The 19,203-nt window shown below is 33.6% G+C and carries 11 protein-coding genes and 2 rRNA genes; 7 read left to right on the top strand and 6 right to left on the bottom strand.

Annotated elements, in window-relative coordinates; all coding sequences use genetic code 11:
- From rrf (ES045_RS06965) to ES045_RS06955, 3 genes are all read left to right on the top strand, one after another.
- Positions 1 to 91: ribosomal RNA gene (gene rrf / locus ES045_RS06965) — 5S ribosomal RNA — on the top strand; the annotation flags it as partial.
- Positions 92 to 243: 152 nt separating this feature from the next.
- Positions 244 to 353: ribosomal RNA gene (gene rrf / locus ES045_RS06960) — 5S ribosomal RNA — on the top strand.
- 2,812 nt (positions 354 to 3,165) lie between these two features.
- On the top strand, positions 3,166 to 3,447 hold the full coding sequence (locus ES045_RS06955; protein WP_147114493.1) for a pyrimidine/purine nucleoside phosphorylase: 282 nt from the start codon (positions 3,166 to 3,168) through the stop codon (positions 3,445 to 3,447).
- A 355-nt stretch (positions 3,448 to 3,802) separates the two neighbouring features.
- Here ES045_RS06955 and ES045_RS06950 read toward each other — a convergent pair whose 3' ends face one another.
- The 5 genes from ES045_RS06950 to ES045_RS06930 all read right to left on the bottom strand — a co-directional run bounded on the left by ES045_RS06950 (position 3,803) and on the right by ES045_RS06930 (position 12,679).
- A complete protein-coding gene (locus ES045_RS06950) occupies positions 3,803 to 5,266 on the bottom strand; it encodes a glutamate synthase subunit beta (RefSeq protein WP_147114490.1) in 1,464 nt (487 codons plus the stop codon).
- Between the two features lie 4 nt (positions 5,267 to 5,270).
- Positions 5,271 to 9,782: a glutamate synthase large subunit gene (gene gltB, locus ES045_RS06945; protein ID WP_147114487.1), complete on the bottom strand. Its 4,512-nt coding sequence runs from the start codon at positions 9,780 to 9,782 to the stop codon at positions 5,271 to 5,273.
- Between the two features lie 214 nt (positions 9,783 to 9,996).
- On the bottom strand, positions 9,997 to 11,238 hold the full coding sequence (locus ES045_RS06940; RefSeq protein WP_147114484.1) for an ammonium transporter: 1,242 nt from the start codon (positions 11,236 to 11,238) through the stop codon (positions 9,997 to 9,999).
- 88 nt (positions 11,239 to 11,326) lie between these two features.
- Positions 11,327 to 11,665, bottom strand: a complete 339-nt coding sequence (locus tag ES045_RS06935) for a P-II family nitrogen regulator (protein WP_147114481.1) — start codon at positions 11,663 to 11,665, stop codon at positions 11,327 to 11,329.
- 33 nt (positions 11,666 to 11,698) lie between these two features.
- The gene (locus ES045_RS06930) at positions 11,699 to 12,679 is read right to left on the bottom strand and encodes an outer membrane beta-barrel protein (RefSeq protein ID WP_147114479.1); all 981 of its coding nucleotides are present in this window, start codon (positions 12,677 to 12,679) and stop codon (positions 11,699 to 11,701) included.
- A 269-nt stretch (positions 12,680 to 12,948) separates the two neighbouring features.
- Here ES045_RS06930 and ES045_RS06925 point away from each other — a divergent pair, with 269 nt between their 5' ends.
- The gene (locus tag ES045_RS06925) at positions 12,949 to 13,731 is read left to right on the top strand and encodes a tRNA pseudouridine(38-40) synthase TruA (protein ID WP_147114476.1); all 783 of its coding nucleotides are present in this window, start codon (positions 12,949 to 12,951) and stop codon (positions 13,729 to 13,731) included.
- Positions 13,732 to 13,971: 240 nt separating this feature from the next.
- On the opposite strand, the gene ES045_RS06920 is transcribed toward ES045_RS06925, so the two are convergent.
- A complete protein-coding gene (locus tag ES045_RS06920; RefSeq protein ID WP_147114473.1) occupies positions 13,972 to 15,114 on the bottom strand; it encodes an acyl-CoA dehydrogenase in 1,143 nt (380 codons plus the stop codon).
- A gap of 91 nt (positions 15,115 to 15,205) precedes the next feature.
- Here ES045_RS06920 and ES045_RS06915 point away from each other — a divergent pair, with 91 nt between their 5' ends.
- The 3 genes from ES045_RS06915 (at position 15,206) to nhaD (ending at position 19,106) form a co-directional block, all read left to right on the top strand.
- Positions 15,206 to 16,264, top strand: coding sequence for an anhydro-N-acetylmuramic acid kinase (locus ES045_RS06915; protein ID WP_147114471.1), 1,059 nt, complete (start codon positions 15,206 to 15,208; stop codon positions 16,262 to 16,264).
- 190 nt (positions 16,265 to 16,454) lie between these two features.
- Complete coding sequence (locus ES045_RS06910; protein WP_147114468.1) at positions 16,455 to 17,687, top strand: Glu/Leu/Phe/Val dehydrogenase dimerization domain-containing protein; 1,233 nt, start codon at positions 16,455 to 16,457, stop codon at positions 17,685 to 17,687.
- A gap of 15 nt (positions 17,688 to 17,702) precedes the next feature.
- On the top strand, positions 17,703 to 19,106 hold the full coding sequence (gene nhaD / locus ES045_RS06905) for a sodium:proton antiporter NhaD (protein WP_147114465.1): 1,404 nt from the start codon (positions 17,703 to 17,705) through the stop codon (positions 19,104 to 19,106).
- The last annotated feature ends 97 nt before the right edge of the window (positions 19,107 to 19,203 follow it).

The following is a 19,203-nucleotide window of genomic DNA, read 5'->3' as shown; positions in this document are numbered from 1 at the left end:
GGGCTCACCTCTTCCCATCTCGAACAGAGAAGTTAAGCCCAATCGCGCCGATGGTACTGCATTTATGTGGGAGAGTAGGTCGCCGCCTTTCTTAATTCTGATACAATCAGAATATTACAAACCTCATGTCGAAAGATATGAGGTTTTTTAAATATTATATATATACTTCAGTTTTACTGAAGTATATATATAAATTAGTATTACGATAATTATTGAAATACTAGCAACTAACCCATTAAATTTTAGGGTGGTTATAGCATTAGGGCTCACCTCTTCCCATCTCGAACAGAGAAGTTAAGCCTAATCGCGCCGATGGTACTGCATTTATGTGGGAGAGTAGGTCGCCGCCTTTCTTAATTCTGATAAAATCAGAATACTACGAACCTCATATCTCACGATATGAGGTTTTTTTATGTAAGAAATTCAAACAGTTTGTTTATGTTTGGAATATATTGCCTGTAACTATGGAAGAAGTGACCTGTTCTGCAAGTGAAATTAACGTTTAACTTTTGCTGCTATGTGCAAAAGTATTGAACACACACATGGTATCACTAAAAAATTTGGTACCAATACAGAGAGTTATGGTTAAGCTAGAGGTATGAACTTTGAACCTTAATTTATTTTTATTTTAAAACATCAATTGAAATTGCGAAATTATTATTATCAGAAACGCTTGTTCATTTTTTACCTAACCAAATACGAGGTTAAAAGGGTGTCTTTATTTTTTATTTTACTGAACTAGAAGATCATAGTTCCTAAATAATTTAAATTGAGCCCTAAAGGATTTGTTCCGGAAGCTCCCGTTCAAGATTTTGAAATCCAGGGTAATTTTTTGTTTACATATTATTAGACGACATGGGGTGAGAATAAATCTAAGAAAGTAGTTACAAGAGATTGGCAGTTATCCGCAAAAGTTTTAGAATTATAAGTGAATTTAATGCCTTTTTAAAACGAATCATTAGGTAAGTATGCAAGGACTATTTCTTTTATAGCTAATTGCTAAGGGGCGAATACTAAGGACCTACAAAAATAAAACAAAAATTATTTATATGATTTTAAACATTGCAATCAAAGCCACCTACAAAACAATGGTTATTATTTACCGAAAATATTAGAGAATAGTTTTTTATAGATGAAACTGTATTTTCTAATGTTGATTTATCGTCTTTGTGTATTGAAAGTTACGTTATTTAAGCAGTGAATTTACTAAATAAAACACAGAAAAAAAAATGTGCCAAGATTTTCATAAGTAAACTAAAAGCAGTAATTTTTAATACACGGTGTTGGGTGTAGGTATTTTGTTTTTCAACTTTTTCTAAATTAAATTCCTATTTTATTTACTTTTCCTAAATTATCTTAAACTTCAAGATTTTAGTTTTTCGCACAGTTCAGTAGAGTTTGATTTTAAGAACCTTAATATTTCTGTTTTATCTACTTTTCCTAAATTATCTTAAACCTCAAGATTTTTGTCTTTCGCACAGTTCAGTAGAGTTTGATTTTAAGAATCTTAATATTTCTGCTTTATTTACTTTTCCTAAATTGTCTTAAACATCAAGATTTTAGTTTTTCGCACAGTTCAGTAGAGTTTGATTTTAAGAACCTTAATATTTCTGTTTTATCTACTTTTCCTAAATTACCTTAAACCTCAAGATTTTAGTTTTTCGCCCAGTTCGGTGGAGTTTGATTTTAAAAACCTTTAAATTTCTGCTTTATCTACTTTTCCTAAATTATCTTAAAATTCAATATTTTACTTTGATTTTAAGATTGATTTGCCATTAAAATAACTGTATTTTAATATCTTAGAATTTATTTGTTGAGTTTCAGTTTTTACTTACACCCAACTACTATCATAAGTAATAAAAACGCAAAAGGAAATAAAGCAGCTTTCATAGCGATGATTAAATGCATTAAAGCTCAAATACATCAAAAGATATTTTCAAATAACAGAAAAATAATAAAAGAAGTAACACTAGATATCGATGGAAATATGGGCTTAATTTTGTAGAAATTATTCTTACAGTCGACTCGGGCTATAGCTAGGTTTTATGCACAAAAATCAGCTTTAGATACTTTACAGGAAATTAGAATTGAACATTGTTGGGAAGTATGCATAAAGAAAATGGTGCCCGTGAAAATGCTAGAAAAAAAATTATTAAAATAGACTTGGAAACTATTTTCAGCGGAGATACATTACAATAATTATTAGCAAGAAGTAAGTTTTTACGATGTAAATTGAATAGTAAATCAACAAGAAAGAGCTGAAATGCTTCCTGTAATCTATCCAGATATAGAGAAAACCTACATATTATCTCATATTTATCCTGGATATATATTCAGACAAAGGACAAAAAAGCTGCTTTAATTAGGCTTACTAAATGCGATGAAAAAGTAAGATAAGTGAAGTTCAATATTTTGAAGAGTAGTGCTAGAACTAGATTTATGAACTATAAGAATGTTCCTCATTATTTTGAGCATAGGATTACAGTTGCTTTCGCAGCCGCTCTTAATGCTAAAATCAAAGCTTTAGAACTCAGTTTAGAGGTTTTGGAACATAGAATCTTTCTTTTTTAGACTTATAGATATATAAAACCTTATAATTTTGTACATCATCTGGGCTTTGCTTGGATGGTATTCTCGTAAGCCTTTGGGATACGTAATCGTTTATGGTAGTTGTTTTTCTATATGTATTGCTTATGCTTAATATGAATGAATTAAACACCATTGATGATTTCTAATGTGATATAGTTAGGCCCTGTGTGCGTAATATTTTCTAGACTACCTAATGGAGTTCTTTGGAATTCGATAAAGATTTCCTATGGTGTCAAAGTTAGCTAAACGGTAATTAATTTTTAAAAACTCATCCGAAGTACTTTCTTTTATATTGTTCTCTTTTTTAATATTGTATTAAAACCCGCTTTTTACTTTTTTATTAGTAGTAAATTTATTAGATTTTAGCTATTTTTCTGTTCTAAATACGGCAAAGATATATTAAGAAAAAGTTAGTTAAGATATTCGTTAGAAGCGGGTAATATAACGACTGTGATCTTACCAAAAGAGTCTCAAAATGATTGATAATTCTTAAAATACATATAGAAATGCTTCATTATTTTGTGATTACCTGTTTACATTTTCTTATTTTTGTGACTAAATAATTAAAATACTTATATGATATCAACAAACGAATATTTTGACGGTAATGTTAAATCTTTAGGATACAAATCAGCTATTGGAAGTTCTACACTAGGAGTAATGGAAGAGGGTTCATATGAATTTGAGACCAGTAAGCATGAGACTATGAATGTGATAGAGGGAGAGATGACGGTGCTGTTACCGAAAACTTCTGATTGGGTTACTTATAAAACAGGTGAAGCTTATCAAATTGAAGCAAATAAAAAGTTTCAAGTTAAAGTATCAAGACAGACATCTTATTTATGTCAATATAAATAAAATTAATAAAAATAACTTTTTAAAGCATAAGGACTTCCAAGTTGGATATTCTTATGCTTTTTTTTTAAGATTTAGTTAACTTCCGTACTTCAATTAATATGTAAAAAACGCACTCTCTTTGCTACTATAACTCATAAGAAGATTATAGTGTATTTTCCGTTTAAAATTCTAGTAAATAATTGATCATTTTAGGGTTTATTTAGGACACTAGTAGTGAAGAAGTTCAAACTGAGGAATGAAAGGAGAATTTGTATTGCATGCGTGCAACAAATAATTGTCTTTAAAATTTAACAAAAAAACTCATCAATATTTATGTATTGATGAGTTTTATAAAATAAATACTTAAAATGGATGTTTACATAGCAACTAAATCGCCAGAAACATCTTTTGAAGGCAATTCTGATTTCCCCATTAAAAAGAGATCTACTTGTCTGGCAGCTTCTCTACCTTCTGAAATTGCCCAAACAATTAAAGATTGTCCGCGACGCATATCTCCTGCCGTAAATATGTTTTTTACATTAGTTTGATATTTTCCGTACTCCGCTTTATAGTTCGATCGCACATCTTTTTCAAGTCCTAATTTGTCTGCTAATGTACTTTCTGGACCTGTGAAACCTAATGCCAATAGCGCTAAATCACAAGGCCATATTTTTTCTGTACCTTCAATTTCAATTAATTCTGGTCTTTGACCCGGAACCATTTTCCATTCAACATTCACCGTTTTTAAAGCTATTAATTTTCCGTTTTCATCTTTAACAAACTCTTTTGTGTTGATTAACCAATTACGTTCTGCTCCTTCATCATGAGAAGAAGAAGTTTTTAATTGTAAAGGCCAATAAGGCCAAGGAGTTGTTGGTGAACGGTGTCCTGGAGGTTTTGGCATAATTTCAAAATTAACTACAGATTTTGCTCCATGTCTGTTTGAAGTACCAATACAATCTGAACCTGTATCTCCACCACCAATAACTATTACGTCTTTATCGGTTGCCATTATTTGGTCTTTTACTACTGCTCCAAACAATACTTTTGTTTGTTGTGTTAAAAAATCCATGGCTTGTACAACTCCATCAGCATTAATACCAGGAGTTGGTAAGCTTCTTTTTTCTGTAGAACCGCCACATAGAACAATGCTATCAAAAGCTTTTAAGTCTTTAACATCATAATTAACGCCAACATTAACGTTGGTTTTAAATAAGATTCCTTCTGCTTCTAAAATAGCGATTCTTCTATCGATAATTCCTTTCTCCATTTTGAAATTCGGAATTCCGTAACGCAATAAACCACCAATTGCATCATCTCTTTCGAAAACAGTTACTGTATGACCCGCTCTATTTAATTGTTGTGCCGCAGCTAAACCTGAGGGGCCAGAACCAATAACTGCGATTGTTTTGTCGGTTCTGTTCTTTGGAGGTTGTGGTTTAATCCATCCTTCTTTAAAGGCACGTTCTACAATATTTTTTTCAATATTTTCAATAGAAACAGGGTCTTCAATAATACCCAATACACATGATTGTTCACATGGAGCAGGACATAAGCGACCTGTAAATTCCGGAAAATTATTTGTAGAATGTAATATCCATGAAGCTTTTTTCCATTCCCCTTGATGTACCATGTGATTAAAATCTGGAATTAGATTTCCTAATGGACAACCACTGTGACAAAAAGGAATACCACAATCCATACAACGTGACCCTTGTTTTGTTACCTCTTTTTCTGAAAGAGGAACTGTAAATTCCTTATAATTCTTTACTCTATCTTTTACAGAAGTGTACGTTTCATCCTGTCTTTCAAATTCTTTAAATCCTGTTATTTTTCCCATGACATTATGCTTTTGTTAATTCTTCGAACATTGGTTCTTCTGTTTCTAAACGTTTTAATGCTTTTTTGTATTCCGTTGGCATCACTTTTACAAAGTTTCTTAAACTTGTATCCCAATCTGCTAACAATTCAGTGCCTCTATTACTATCTGTATATAAAACGTGTTTTTCTATGGTTGCTTTTAACTCTGCTGCAACTTCTTCAGAAATTTCTTCAAATTCAATTGACTCTGTATTACAAAGTCCGTTTACAAATTTATTTTCTGGATCGTATACATACGCAATTCCACCACTCATACCAGCAGCAAAATTTCTTCCTGTTTTACCTAATACAACTACTTTACCACCTGTCATGTACTCACAACAGTGATCTCCAACACCTTCTACAACCGCAGTTGCACCCGAATTACGAACTGCAAAACGTTCCCCTGCAATTCCGTTAATGTAAGCTTGACCAGCGACTGCACCGAACATACAAACATTACCTACAATGATATTGTTTTCTGCTAAAAAGTCTGCTTTTGCTGGCCTCTTAATAATTAATTTTGCTCCAGATAAACCTTTTCCTAAATAATCATTTGTATTACCATCTAGCGTAAATGTTAATCCGTGTGCACCAAACGCGCCAAAACTTTGTCCTGCGGAACCTGTAAAGTTGATATTCAACGTGTCTTCAGGCAAACCTAAATGACCGTAAATTTTAGAGATTTCATTACTAACAATTGCTCCAACAGCTCTGTTTGTATTTTTAATTGGATAATCTAAGGTCATTTTTTCTTTTCGATACAAAGCTCTATGTGAATCTTTTAATATGGTAAAGTCTAAAACGCCTTCTAAATTATGATCTTGAGGCTCTGTATTTTTAACAGTCATACTTTTATACCCGGTTGGCCTGTGTAAAATACTAGATAAATCTAACCCTTTTGCTTTATAATGTTTGATCGCTTTATTTGCGTTGATTTTATGAGTTTGACCCACCATTTCATCTAAAGTTCTGAAACCAAGTTCAGCCATAATTGCTCTTAATTCTTCTGCAATGTAAAAGAAGAAATTAATTACGTGTTCTGGTGTTCCTTTAAAGTTTTTACGCAACTCTTTATCTTGTGTTGCAATACCAACCGGACACGTATTTAAATGACATTTACGCATCATAATACAACCAGAAGCAACCAAAGGAGCCGTTGCAAAACCAAATTCTTCAGCACCTAACAATGCAGCAATGGCAACATCACGACCTGTTTTTAATTGTCCGTCACACTCCACAACAATTCTACTTCGTAAACTATTCATTACCAAAGTTTGTTGGGCTTCTGCCAAACCAAGTTCCCAAGGTAAACCTGCGTGTTTTAATGAAGTTAAAGGAGAAGCTCCTGTACCACCATCATAACCAGATATTAAAACAACATCTGCTTTTGCTTTTGCAACACCAGCAGCAATGGTACCTACACCAACCTCCGAAACCAATTTCACATTAATTCTAGCCTCACGATTTGCATTTTTTAAATCGTAAATTAACTGTGCTAAATCTTCAATGGAATAAATATCGTGGTGTGGAGGAGGAGAAATCAATCCTACAAAAGGAGTTGAATTACGCACGGCAGCAATCCAAGGATATACTTTTTCCCCGGGTAACTGGCCACCTTCACCAGGTTTTGCTCCTTGTGCCATTTTAATTTGAATCTCTTTCGCATTTGTTAAATAATGAGAAGTTACCCCAAAACGACCAGATGCTACTTGTTTAATCGCAGAGTTTCTACTATCACCATTTATATCTTTTTGAAAACGATTTCTGTCTTCACCACCTTCACCAGAATTCGATTTACCACCAATTCTATTCATGGCAATCGCTAAATTTTCATGCGCTTCTCTAGAAATAGATCCGTAAGACATGGCACCCGTTTTAAAACGTTTTACAATGTCTGTCCAAGGTTCTACTTCCTCTAAAGGAATAGGGTCTAGGTTGTCAAATTCGAACAAACCTCGAATGGTCATTAAACTTTCTGCCTGTTCGTTTATTGCTTTCGCATACACATCATAACTCCCTTGATCTGATAATCGTACCGCTTGTTGCAATTTAGAAACCGTAGTTGGGTTGAATAAGTGACGCTCACCATTTCTTCTCCATCTATAATCTCCACCAACATTCAATCCTAAATTTTTATCAATTTGATTGTCTGGATATGCTTGTTTATAACGTTGGTCTATTTCTTTTTCAATTTCGTATAAACCAATCCCTTCAATTCTAGAAGCAGTATATGGAAAGTATTTTTCTACAAACTGTGAACTAAATCCTACAATTTCGAAAATTTGAGAACCTCTATAAGAATGTAATGTAGAGATTCCTATTTTGTTCATTACTTTTAAAATTCCTTTTCCAATAGCTTTATTGAAGTTATCAACCGCACCTTGCTCGTCCATACCTGTAATAAAACCCTCCTTCACTTGCGTTCTAATGATTTCATTCACCATATAAGGGTTTACAGCACTTGCGCCATACCCAAATAAAGTAGCAAAATGATGCGGCTCACGTGGTTCTGCAGACTCAATAATAATATCGAAATAAGAACGCTTGCGTAAACGATTTAATTGATGATTTACAAAAGAACATGCTAACAAAGCAGGAATAGGAGCAAACTCTTGATTTACACCTCTGTCTGAAAGAATGATGATATTATTTTTATCTTCAATAGCTTTTTCAACTTGAATAACAATGGCATCCAAAGCATCCTCAAGTCCATTTAGTCCTTGTGCTTTTGGATATAAAATTTCTATCGTTTTTGTTTTGAAACTTTCAATATCAATATTTCTAATTTTTTCTAAATCGGCATTAGAAATAACAGGATTCTGAATTCTTAATTTTCTACACTGTCTTTCTGTAATGCTAAAAATATTTCTATCTTTTCCTAAATTTAAACTGATGTCCGTTACAATTTCTTCACGAATTCCGTCTAAAGGCGGATTGGTAACTTGTGCAAATAATTGCTTAAAATAATTAGATATTAATTGAGGTCTGTCTGATAAAACGGCTAAAGGCGTATCTATTCCCATAGAACCTAAAGCTTCTTTACCAACCTGCGCCATGGGTGTGATTACTTCTTGTATATCTTCAAAAGTATAATTAAATAAACGCTGACGTGTTTTAATATCGATGGTTTCAATAGGGCAAGTTTCACTTGTATAAGGAACATCTTTTAAATCTAGGTGTGTATTATCTAACCATTCTTGGTAGGGTCTTTCTGAAACAATTTTACTTTTTATTTCTTCATCCTGAATGATTCTTCCTTCATTCATGTCTACCAAAAACATTTTTCCTGGTTCTAATCTACCGTGTTCTTTTACATCTTCTGGCGCAACTTCAAAGACACCAATTTCTGAAGACATAATAAGCCTTCCACTTTTGGTAATTGTATATCTAGAAGGTCTTAAACCGTTTCTATCTAACAAAGCACCGATGTAATCTCCGTCTGTAAAAGGTACAGAAGCGGGGCCATCCCAAGGTTCCATAATACAACCATTGTATTCGTAAAAAGCTTTGAGCTCTTTAGACATGGTTTTATGTTTTTCCCAAGCTTCAGGAATCATCATCATCATCACTTCTGGTAATGATCTTCCTGTATGTGTTAACAGTTCTACCACCATATCCATAGAAGCAGAATCAGATTTTCCTGGTAAAATAATTGGAAATAATTTTTCTATTTGTGGACCAAAAACATCACTTTTCATGATTTCTTCTCGCACACGCATTCTACTTATATTTCCACGAAGTGTGTTAATTTCACCATTCTGACACATGTGTCTAAAGGGTTGTGCCAACTCCCAAGTTGGCATTGTGTTTGTAGAAAAACGTTGGTGCACTAACGCCAAACGGGTAACCAAATCTACTTCTTGTAAATCTTTATAATAAGGTCCAATATCTTCTGGCATAATAATACCTTTATAGATGATCGTGGTGATAGATAAACTTGAAACGTAAAAATAATTACATTCAGAAATTTTAGATTTTCGAATGGTATGTTCTGCTATTTTTCTAGCAGCATATAGTTTTGCTTTAAAAGTAGCTTCGTCTAAAACTGCATTTTTACCAACAAAAACTTGTTCTATATTTGGTTCAGAAGCCAATGCAATTGGTCCTAATTGCGTAGCATCTACAGGAACTTCTCTCCATCCTAAAACAGTAAGTCCTTGTGCTGTTATATTTTCTTCAAAAGTAGTTTTACAGAAATTATATTGATTGGTGTTTTTTGGTAAGAATACCATTCCAACAGCATATTCTCTTTGTTCTGGTATCAAAAAATCACAAACTCTTTTAAAATAAGCATGAGGAATGTCTATTAATAAACCAGCCCCATCTCCTGTTTTTCCATCAGAACTAACACCTCCTCTGTGTTCTAGTTTCACTAAAATTTCTAGAGCATCATGTATAATCTGATTTGTTTTTTCTCCATTCAAATTACAGATAAATCCTGCACCGCAATTTTCGTGTTCAAATTCGGGTAAATATAAGCCTTGTTTCTCCATGTTTTATTGAATTATATTGGCTAATTTATATTTTTTATTGAGAAAAATTCAGTGATTTAAAGGTTTATATATAATTTTTATGATGAAAACAAAATTTTGCTATAAATAATTCAGTTATAATAATTAAAGCTTTTTATATTGAGAATATGCCAATAAACTGTAAATACCTACAAATTTGTGAATTTTGCAGGTAAAACAGCGATTTTTTTATGGATTAATGCTCATTTAAACGAAAATCTGGATACGCATCCATACCATGTTCATGGGCATCTAAACCTTCTAACTCTTCTCTTTCATTGACTCTAATTCCCATTGTTTTCTTTAATGTGAATATGATGATGAATGAAGTTGCCAAACAAAAAACGGCGTATGAAGCAACACCAATTAATTGACTTAAAAATTGTGTGCCACTAGCTAGGTTTCCAAAAATTCCAACAGCTAGAGTTCCCCAAATACCACAAATTAAATGAACTGCAATGGCACCAACAGGGTCGTCTAACTTCAATGTATCAATGAAGCGAACCGCAAATACAATTAAGACTCCGGCAATACCGCCAATTAAGATAGCATCTGTTGGAGACATTTGATCTGCACCTGCAGTAATACCAACCAATCCTCCTAAAATTCCGTTTAAAAACATTGTTAAATCTAGGTTTTTATATAGAATAGTAGAAATAATTGCGGCGATAACGCCGCCACTGGCAGCAGCTAAACAGGTAGTTACCAGCACTAAAGAGGTCGATGCAGGAGCTGCAGATAGTACCGAACCACCGTTAAAACCAAACCAACCTAACCAAAGAATTAAAACTCCGGCAGTTGCTAAAGGAATGTTGTGACCAGGTATTGCTTGTATTTTTCCATTTTTAAATTTTCCAATTCTAGCACCTAATAAGCAAACTGCAACAAGTGCTGCCCAACCACCAACAGAGTGTACCAAGGTTGAACCTGCAAAGTCATAGAAAGGAGTAGATAGTTGATCTAAAAATCCGCTACCCCATTTCCAAGAACCTGCAATTGGGTAGACAAAACCAACATATAAAATAGTAAATATCATAAAGGGTAAGATTTTCATTCTTTCTGCAACTGCACCAGAAACAATTGTTGCAGCTGTTGCGGCAAACATTCCTTGGAATAAAAAGTCTGTCCAGAAAGTATATCCTTCGTTATATGCTAAATCTAAAGTACCTTCAGCATTTAGAGGAGAAGAAAGGCCAAATATAAAGTCTCCTAAATATCCAGAAGCATTTGCACCCCAAGTTGGGTACATTAAGTTAAAACCAACTAGAGCATATAGCAACAACCCAACAGTAATAATAAAAATGTTTTTAAATAAAATGTTGATGGTATTTTTTTGTCTGGTTAAACCGATTTCTAAAAGGGCGAAGCCTAAATGCATAAAGAAAACGAGTGCTGTACAGATCATCATCCATACATTATTTATTGTGAGTAATTCCATGTTTTTTTTGTTGTTGTAATTTTAATTAATGATTCAAGTAAAAGCTACTTGTATTCTGTGGCTCTAAATTGCCAACTGATAGCAAAAGCTAGTTCAACGTTTCTCCTCCCTTGACTCCAGTTCTAATTCTGTACGCTTCATTAATGTCGCTTACAAAAATTTTACCATCACCAACATCTCCCGTGGAAGCAGCTTTGATGATTGTTTTAATGGTAATGGTTTCGAAATCATCATTTACAACGATCGATAAATATCTTCTTTGAATATCGCTTGTACTGTAGCTAACACCTCTGTATACATGGCCTTCTTTTTCGTTACCTAATCCTGTGACGTCCCAATAAGAGAAAAAGTTTACGCCAACTTCATGCAGTGCGTCTTTTACTGCGCTAAATTTAGATTTTCTTATAATTGCTTCTATTTTTTTCATGGTTGAATATATTGATGAGTTCGTTTTTAAGTTTTAGAAAGAGTAAACAGCAGCTATTGTTAAGCCAGTTACGTTGTGGTCTCCAAAGAAAGTTACATCATCAGAAGTATCATATCTTACTTCTGTGACAAGTCTTAAAGTATTTGTAATATTTGTGTTTCCTGTTAAAGTAAATGCAGATTGGCTTGCGTCTCCAGTGCCAGAAGTAGTTGTGTAGAATTCTGGTCTAATACCTAAAGAAAAAGTATCAGAAAAAGTGTTTTGTAAGTACAAAGCGACACCTTGGTAACCGGCATCTGCATCATCAGCGTTTGCGAAGGCAGCATTAATTCCGAAGAAAAAAGAATCTGATAAATTAAAACCACCTGTATAGTCTACGTACAAAGCATCATTAACACCAGAGCCATCAGCACCATATACTAAATTTAAAAACTGACCTTTGTACCCTGTTTGGAAACCTAGTTGGTAAGTATCCGTTTGGTTCGCTCCTGAAATTTCTGTGTGAGGATTTGTAACTGCAAACATGAAAGACAAATCTTCTGACGCTGCATAGTCAATTTTTAAACCAGTATGAGAAAAAGGACCAGCATTAAATAAGTAAGAGACCGTGTAATTAAAATTGCCAACAGGAGAAATTACTTCATATCCTAAGAAAGTGTTAAACTGACCTAGTGAAAAAGTTACTTTTTCTGAAGCATTATAGTAAGCATATAATTGATTAATTGCACCAGTGTACGCATTTGCAGCAGTTGCTCTTGGGCCATATGCTAGATCTGCAACAACACCTACTTTTCCTTTTTCGTAAGAAAAGATGGTATTCACCATTCCTAAACCAAAACCATTTGCGGCTACGTCAGATAAGATACCAACATTTCCTAAGCCTGAAGTTGATAAGTTTGTAGCGTAATACGTATCTACACTTCCGCTTAATGTAAAAGTTCCTTTGTTTTCTTTTTCTTGACCAGTTGCTATTAAACTGCTTGCTATGAGTAAAGTAAAAATAATTTTTTTCATAAACTTTGTTTTTATAATTGTGGTTTGTTTTTGAATCAACGGGTCAAATGTATCTATTTATATTTAATTTACAGGGGGTGTTTTTTTATTATAGCTAAATATTAAATATATACCCATAAAAAAATGGGGGTTAAATTATTATATATCTATTTTTTTATTTTTGAAGGGTGTGTAATATTGGGTATGTAGAAAACTAGTGTCTAATTTTGTGATATCCATAAAAATGCATGTTTTGTAAAAAAATATGGATTTATTGTACTTTTGCAGCTATGAAATATTCATTTTCTTATATTATTTGTATAGAATTCTTAGGTTTTCGTTTTTCTGGTTGGCAAAAGCAGAAAAATGCAAAAACATTGCATGATATGGTTGATAAATCTTTGTCTTATGTTTTTGAAGATTTTGACTTTAAAACCATTGGTGTTGGTAGAACCGATGCAAAGGTGTCTGCAAACTCTTATTATGTACAATTGTTTAGAAATACTAAAATTGAAGAAGTTTCTTTTTTACAATCTTTAAATTCTAACTTTTCTCCTGATTTTAGAGCAAGTTCTGTTAAAGAGGTGGATGTAAAGTTTACTATTATTAACACGCCAAAAATTAAAGAATATCATTATTACTTTTCTTTCGGAGAAAAAAACCATCCTTTTGCGGCGCCTTTTATTGTAAATATTGCAGAAACTCTTGATGTAGAGAAAATGAAAATTGCTGCAAAACTATTTGAGGGAGCGCATTATTTTCATAAGTATTGCACCAAGCCAACTGAAAATGCCATCTTTAAAAGAGTCATTGATTCTTGTGAAATTGTAGAAAACACTATTTTGACCGCAAGTTTTTTTCCTGAGAAATCTTATATCTTAAAGGTGAAAGGAAAAGGTTTTTTAAGGTATCAAATACGATTAATGATGGCGACCTTATTTGAAGTGGGTAAAGGAAATCTTGATTTCAATTTTATTGAAGCATCTTTAAAAGAAGACAACGATAGGCACTTTATGAGAAACAATGCGCCTTCTTCTGGTTTGCAGTTGTATAATATCGAGTTGAAGGAGTAGTTTTTGTAATAAGCCAGCGTGAGCGATAGCAACGACATCCTTTTTAAAGTGTACCTAAAGAGGTTCGCTGCTTTTTAATAATGAGATTCTCACAGTTTATGAAAAGGTGCGCTTCGCTATGACAAATTTAAAAAGATATAGTGAATAGCGCGGTTTTTGTTTTTCTCAAAAACACGCCCAAAAGAAAAAAATCCACCTTATGAAAAGATGGATTTTTGTACCTTATATATAAGGCGTTGTTTATCCTTTGATAATTCCTCTAGAAATTACAATTTTCTGAATCTCAGAAGTTCCTTCGTAAATTTGTGTAATTTTTGCATCACGCATTAAGCGTTCTACGTGGTAATCTTTCACAAAGCCGTTTCCACCGTGAATTTGCACCGCTTCTACGGTATGTTCCATGGCAACTTTAGATGCGTACAGTTTTGCCATTGCAGAAGACATGTCGTAATTATTACCTTGGTCTTTGTCCCAGGCAGCTTTCATAACCAACATTCTTGCCGCTTCAATTTCGGTGTGCATGTCTGCTAATTTGAATGCAATTGCTTGATGATTGCAAATTTCTGTACCGAATGCTTTGCGTTCTTTAGAGTATTTTAAAGCCAATTCGTAAGCTCCTGCTGCAATACCTAAAGCTTGGGCAGCAATACCAATTCTACCTCCAGAAAGTGTTTTCATTGCGAATTTGAATCCAAATCCATCTTCACCAATTCTATTTTCTTTAGGTACTTTTACGTCGTTAAATTGCAAAGTGTGGGTGTCTGAACCACGGATTCCTAATTTATCTTCTTTAGGTCCTACATGAAAACCTTCCATTCCTTTTTCAACAATAAAAGCATTGATTCCTTTATGTCCTTTTTCTCTGTCTGTTTGGGCAATCACTAAATAAACATCTGCACGCCCCCCGCTTGTAATCCAGTTTTTTGTCCCGTTAATTAGGTAATGATCTCCTTTGTCTTCTGCCGTTGTTGCTTGAGAAGTTGCGTCTGAACCTGCTTCGGGTTCACTTAAACAAAAAGCACCTACAAATTCTCCTGTAGCTAATTTTGTTAAATATTTTTGTTTTTGCTCTTCAGAGGCATATGATTCTAAGCCGTAACAAACCAAAGAATTATTTACAGATACAATGACAGAAGCAGAAGCATCAATTTTAGAAAGTTCTTCCATGATTAACACGTAAGAAATAGCATCCATTCCGCTTCCTCCGTATTTAGGAGCTACCATAATTCCCATAAAACCAAGGTCTCCCATTTTTTTCACCAATTCTTGTGGGAATTCTTGTTTGTTGTCTCTTTCTATGACACCTGGCAATAATTCTGTTTGTGCAAAATCTCTTGCAGCATCTCGAATCATTGTGTGTTCTTCTGTTAAACTAAAATCCATCTGTATATTTATTTGTTATATTCGTAATATTCGGCATCAAAGATATCGATTTCGTAACATATTTTCAATAGATTTTATTATTTTTACGCATATGGATAAACGAGAGGTTTTTGTAATCGGTTTAATGTCTGGTACTTCTTTAGACGGAATAGATTTGGTGTATGTAAAGTTTAAGAAAGACGACGTTGCTTTTTTTGAGATTATACATGCAGAAACGGTTGCATATGCAGCCGAATGGAAGCAAATGTTACAAAACGCCATTCATTTTTCTTCGGAAGAATTATTAGCTTTAGATACTACTTACGGCAAGCATTTGGGAGATGTGACAGCTAATTTTATTGCCAATTATAAGATTGAAGCAATCGATTTTATCGCTTCTCACGGACACACTATTTTACATCAACCAGAAAAAGGAATTACTTTACAGGTTGGTTCTGGGAAAGAAATTGCAAAAATAACGAACCAAAAAGTTGTTTGCGATTTTAGGACACAAGACGTTGCTTTGGGCGGACAAGGAGCACCTTTAGTGCCAATTGGGGATGAATTGTTATTTTCTGAACATGATTTTTGTCTAAATTTAGGCGGATTTTCTAATGTTTCTTTTCATAAAGACGGAGTAAGAGTTGCTTTTGATATTTGTCCTGTAAATATTGTATTAAACTTTTATGCTAATAAAATGGGGTTAGCATATGATGCTTCTGGTAAAATAGCATCCGAAGGAAAAATAAATGAGCAACTTTTAGAAACGTTAAATGCGCTCGAATTTTACAAAATTGCCCCGCCAAAATCTTTAGGCTTAGAATGGGTTCAAGCAGCAGTATTTCCTTTAATAGATAAGTTAGAAGCAGATGTTTCTGTTATTTTAAGAACTTTTGTAGAACATATTGCCATTCAAATAGCAACGGTTGTAAAAGATTCGAATGCGGTTTTAATAACTGGCGGAGGTGTTTTTAATTCTTTTTTAATGGAAAGGATCAAAGAGACTGCTACTATTAAAGTTGTAGCATCGTCTGATGCATTAATCAACTATAAAGAGGCGTTAATTTTTGCTTTTTTAGGAGTTTTAAAAATTAATAATCAGGTAAATTGTTTGAAAAGTGTCACTGGTGCTAGTGAAAATCATTCTTCGGGAGTTATTTTTTTACCTTAGTTTTTTATTTTAAAAAGCGGTGACATTTGTTTTTTTAGAGTAAGTTTGTGAGGTAAAGTATAACGTTTAACAATTCAAAAAATATTTTAAAAAATGAATCAGCTTTAACTTCTCTAAACAAAGTAAATGTCGTAAAAAAAAATGCATGGAAAGATTTAGAAATTAAGTTGAAACTTTATAAAGAAATAAAATGAAAGAATTATTAAAGAAATACGAGAACAAGCAACCAGAAATTGTTTTTCATTGGAAAGATCAAGAAACTGCAGCAGAAGGTTGGACCGTGATAAACTCCTTAAGAGGTGGTGCTGCTGGTGGAGGAACACGTATGAGAAAAGGCTTAGACATGAATGAAGTATTGTCTTTAGCAAAAACAATGGAAGTAAAGTTTACCGTTTCTGGTCCCGCAATTGGGGGGGCGAAATCGGGTATTAATTTCGACCCAAATGATCCAAGAAAAAGACAAGTTTTAGAGCGTTGGTACAAAGCAGTAACGCCTTTGTTAAAACATTATTATGGTACGGGTGGCGATTTAAATGTAGACGCAGATAAAGAGGTAATTCCTATCACAGAAGATTGTGGTGTTTGGCATCCACAAGAAGGTATTTTTAATGGGCACTTCAAACCAACAGAAGCAGATAAAATTAATAGAATTGGTCAATTGCGTTTAGGCGTAATTAAAGTGATCGAAAATAAAGATTTTTCGCCAGATTTATCAAGAAAATATACCGTTGCAGATATGTTAACGGGCTACGGTGTAGCAGCAGCAGTAAAACATTATTACAACATTTATGGTGGTAAAATTGAAGGGAAAAGAGCCATTGTACAAGGATTTGGAAATGTAGGCTCTGCAGCCGCTTATTATTTAACACAATTAGGTGCTAAAGTTGTGGGTATTATAGACAGAGAGGGCGGTGTAATAAAGGAAGAAGGTTTTTCTATGGAAGAGATGACGGCTTTATTTCTAGCCAAAAATGGAAATCAATTAGTTTCTGAAGACATGATTCCTTTTGAAGAAATTAATGAAAAAATATGGAAGTTGCCAGCTGAAATTTTTATTCCTGCAGCAGCTTCAAGATTGGTTTCTAAAGACCAAGTACAGCAAATGATAGATACTGGTTTAGAAGTAATCTCTCCAGGAGCAAATGTGCCGTTTGCAGACAAAGAAATTTTCTTTGGACCTATAATGGAATATACAGACAATCATTTAAGTTTGTTACCAGATTTTATATCAAACTGTGGTATTGCAAGAGTTTTTGCCTATTTAATGGAAGCAAGAGTTGCTTTACCAATGCAAGACAAAGCTATTTTTGATGATACTTCTAATATTATAAAAAAGGCATTGCAAAACACTTTTAAAAAGAGTGCATCTAAAACAAAAATATGTTCAACCGCGTTCGAAATAGCGCTCAAACAATTGATATAAACTAAATAAGAGAATATGGAATCAGTAATTATTATAATTTTTGTAATGGGGTATTTGGCCATTACATTAGAACATAACATAAAATTAGACAAACTAATACCTGCCTTAATTATGATGGCGGTGTGTTGGGCTTTGGTAGCGCTTGGTGTAGATAATTTTACAACATGGTTCGATTCTGCTAAGCACGCTTTGGTAGATGGTTTTGGTGGTCTTGGGCATGATGCTAAAATGCATTTAGTAGAAGAAACACTCTTGCATCACTTAGGTAAAACAGCAGAGATTATAGTATTTCTTTTAGGAGCCATGACCATTGTAGAGATCATCGATTATTTCGACGGTTTCTCTACGATTAAGAGTTATATAAAGACGAAGAAAAAATCTAATATATTATGGATTTTCTCCATACTTGCTTTCGTATTGTCTGCCATCATAGATAATTTAACAGCAACGATTGTGTTGATTTCTATTTTACAGAAAATTGTTAAAAAGAGAGAGGAAAGAATTTGGTTTGCTGGTTTGATCATTATTGCAGCAAACGCAGGGGGTGCTTGGTCTCCTATTGGAGATGTTACCACCACAATGCTTTGGATTGGTAAAAAGGTAACGACTTTAAAATTAGTACAATATTTACTACTACCTTCTTTATTATGTATGGCAGTTCCTACTTTTATAGCCTCATTTTTACCTGCTTTTAAAGGGGAAATAGATTTTGATGAAAACGAAGTAGAGAAACCAAAAAGTGCACACAGTGCTAAAATGCTGTATTTAGGTTTAGGCGCTATTGTTTTTGTACCTGTTTTTAAAACAATTACACATTTACCTCCTTATGTTGGCATGATGTTGTCTTTGGCAATTGTGGCAACTTTTGCAGAAATATTCAGTCGTGCTAAATTCTCTCTAACAGATTATGACAGTGCAGAGTCAGAAGCACACGCACATCACAGTCCGGTGCATGCATCTTTGTCTAAAATTGAAATGCCAAGTATTTTATTTTTCTTAGGAATTTTAATGGCAGTTGCGGCTTTAGAGTCCTTAGGAATTTTATTCAATTTTGCATCTACATTGCAAGAAAATGTGCCAATGATGGGTACAGAAGTGCACGAAGTAGGCATTACAGGAGTCTCCGATTTAGTCGTAATGTTGCTAGGTGTTGGTTCTGCGGTAATAGATAATGTACCTTTGGTTGCGGCAAGTTTAGGGATGTTTAATGAGCCTTTAGATAATGAGTTATGGCATTTTATTGCTTTTTCTGCAGGAACAGGTGGTTCGATGTTAATTATTGGTTCTGCAGCTGGTGTTGTAGCAATGGGAATGGAGAAAATAGATTTTTTCTGGTATTTTAAAAAAATATCTTGGTTGGCACTCATCGGCTTTATTGTTGGTTCTGCTGCGTTTATGATTACCAGAACATTATTTTAATGCGCATGTAATAAATTATAAAATGTCATTTCATGGTTTATTTGGAATGGCATTTTTTTTGAAAATAAAGCTGACTTGTCTCTTTTTGAAGCAATTT

The organism is Polaribacter sp. IC073, assembly GCF_007997075.1.
In the GTDB taxonomy this organism is placed as follows: domain Bacteria; phylum Bacteroidota; class Bacteroidia; order Flavobacteriales; family Flavobacteriaceae; genus Polaribacter.
This window is presented reverse-complemented; position numbering and strand designations above follow the sequence as displayed.

Coding starts and splice junctions, on each gene's coding strand:
- ES045_RS06955 (WP_147114493.1), top strand. CDS start 3,166: ATGATATCAACAAACGAATATTTTGACGGTAATGTTAAATCTTTAGGA.
- ES045_RS06915 (WP_147114471.1), top strand. CDS start 15,206: ATGGATAAACGAGAGGTTTTTGTAATCGGTTTAATGTCTGGTACTTCT.
- ES045_RS06935 (WP_147114481.1), bottom strand. CDS start 11,665: ATGAAAAAAATAGAAGCAATTATAAGAAAATCTAAATTTAGCGCAGTA.
- ES045_RS06940 (WP_147114484.1), bottom strand. CDS start 11,238: ATGGAATTACTCACAATAAATAATGTATGGATGATGATCTGTACAGCA.
- ES045_RS06920 (WP_147114473.1), bottom strand. CDS start 15,114: ATGGATTTTAGTTTAACAGAAGAACACACAATGATTCGAGATGCTGCA.
- nhaD (WP_147114465.1), top strand. CDS start 17,703: ATGGAATCAGTAATTATTATAATTTTTGTAATGGGGTATTTGGCCATT.
- ES045_RS06950 (WP_147114490.1), bottom strand. CDS start 5,266: ATGGGAAAAATAACAGGATTTAAAGAATTTGAAAGACAGGATGAAACG.
- ES045_RS06930 (WP_147114479.1), bottom strand. CDS start 12,679: ATGAAAAAAATTATTTTTACTTTACTCATAGCAAGCAGTTTAATAGCA.
- ES045_RS06925 (WP_147114476.1), top strand. CDS start 12,949: ATGAAATATTCATTTTCTTATATTATTTGTATAGAATTCTTAGGTTTT.
- ES045_RS06910 (WP_147114468.1), top strand. CDS start 16,455: ATGAAAGAATTATTAAAGAAATACGAGAACAAGCAACCAGAAATTGTT.
- gltB (WP_147114487.1), bottom strand. CDS start 9,782: ATGGAGAAACAAGGCTTATATTTACCCGAATTTGAACACGAAAATTGC.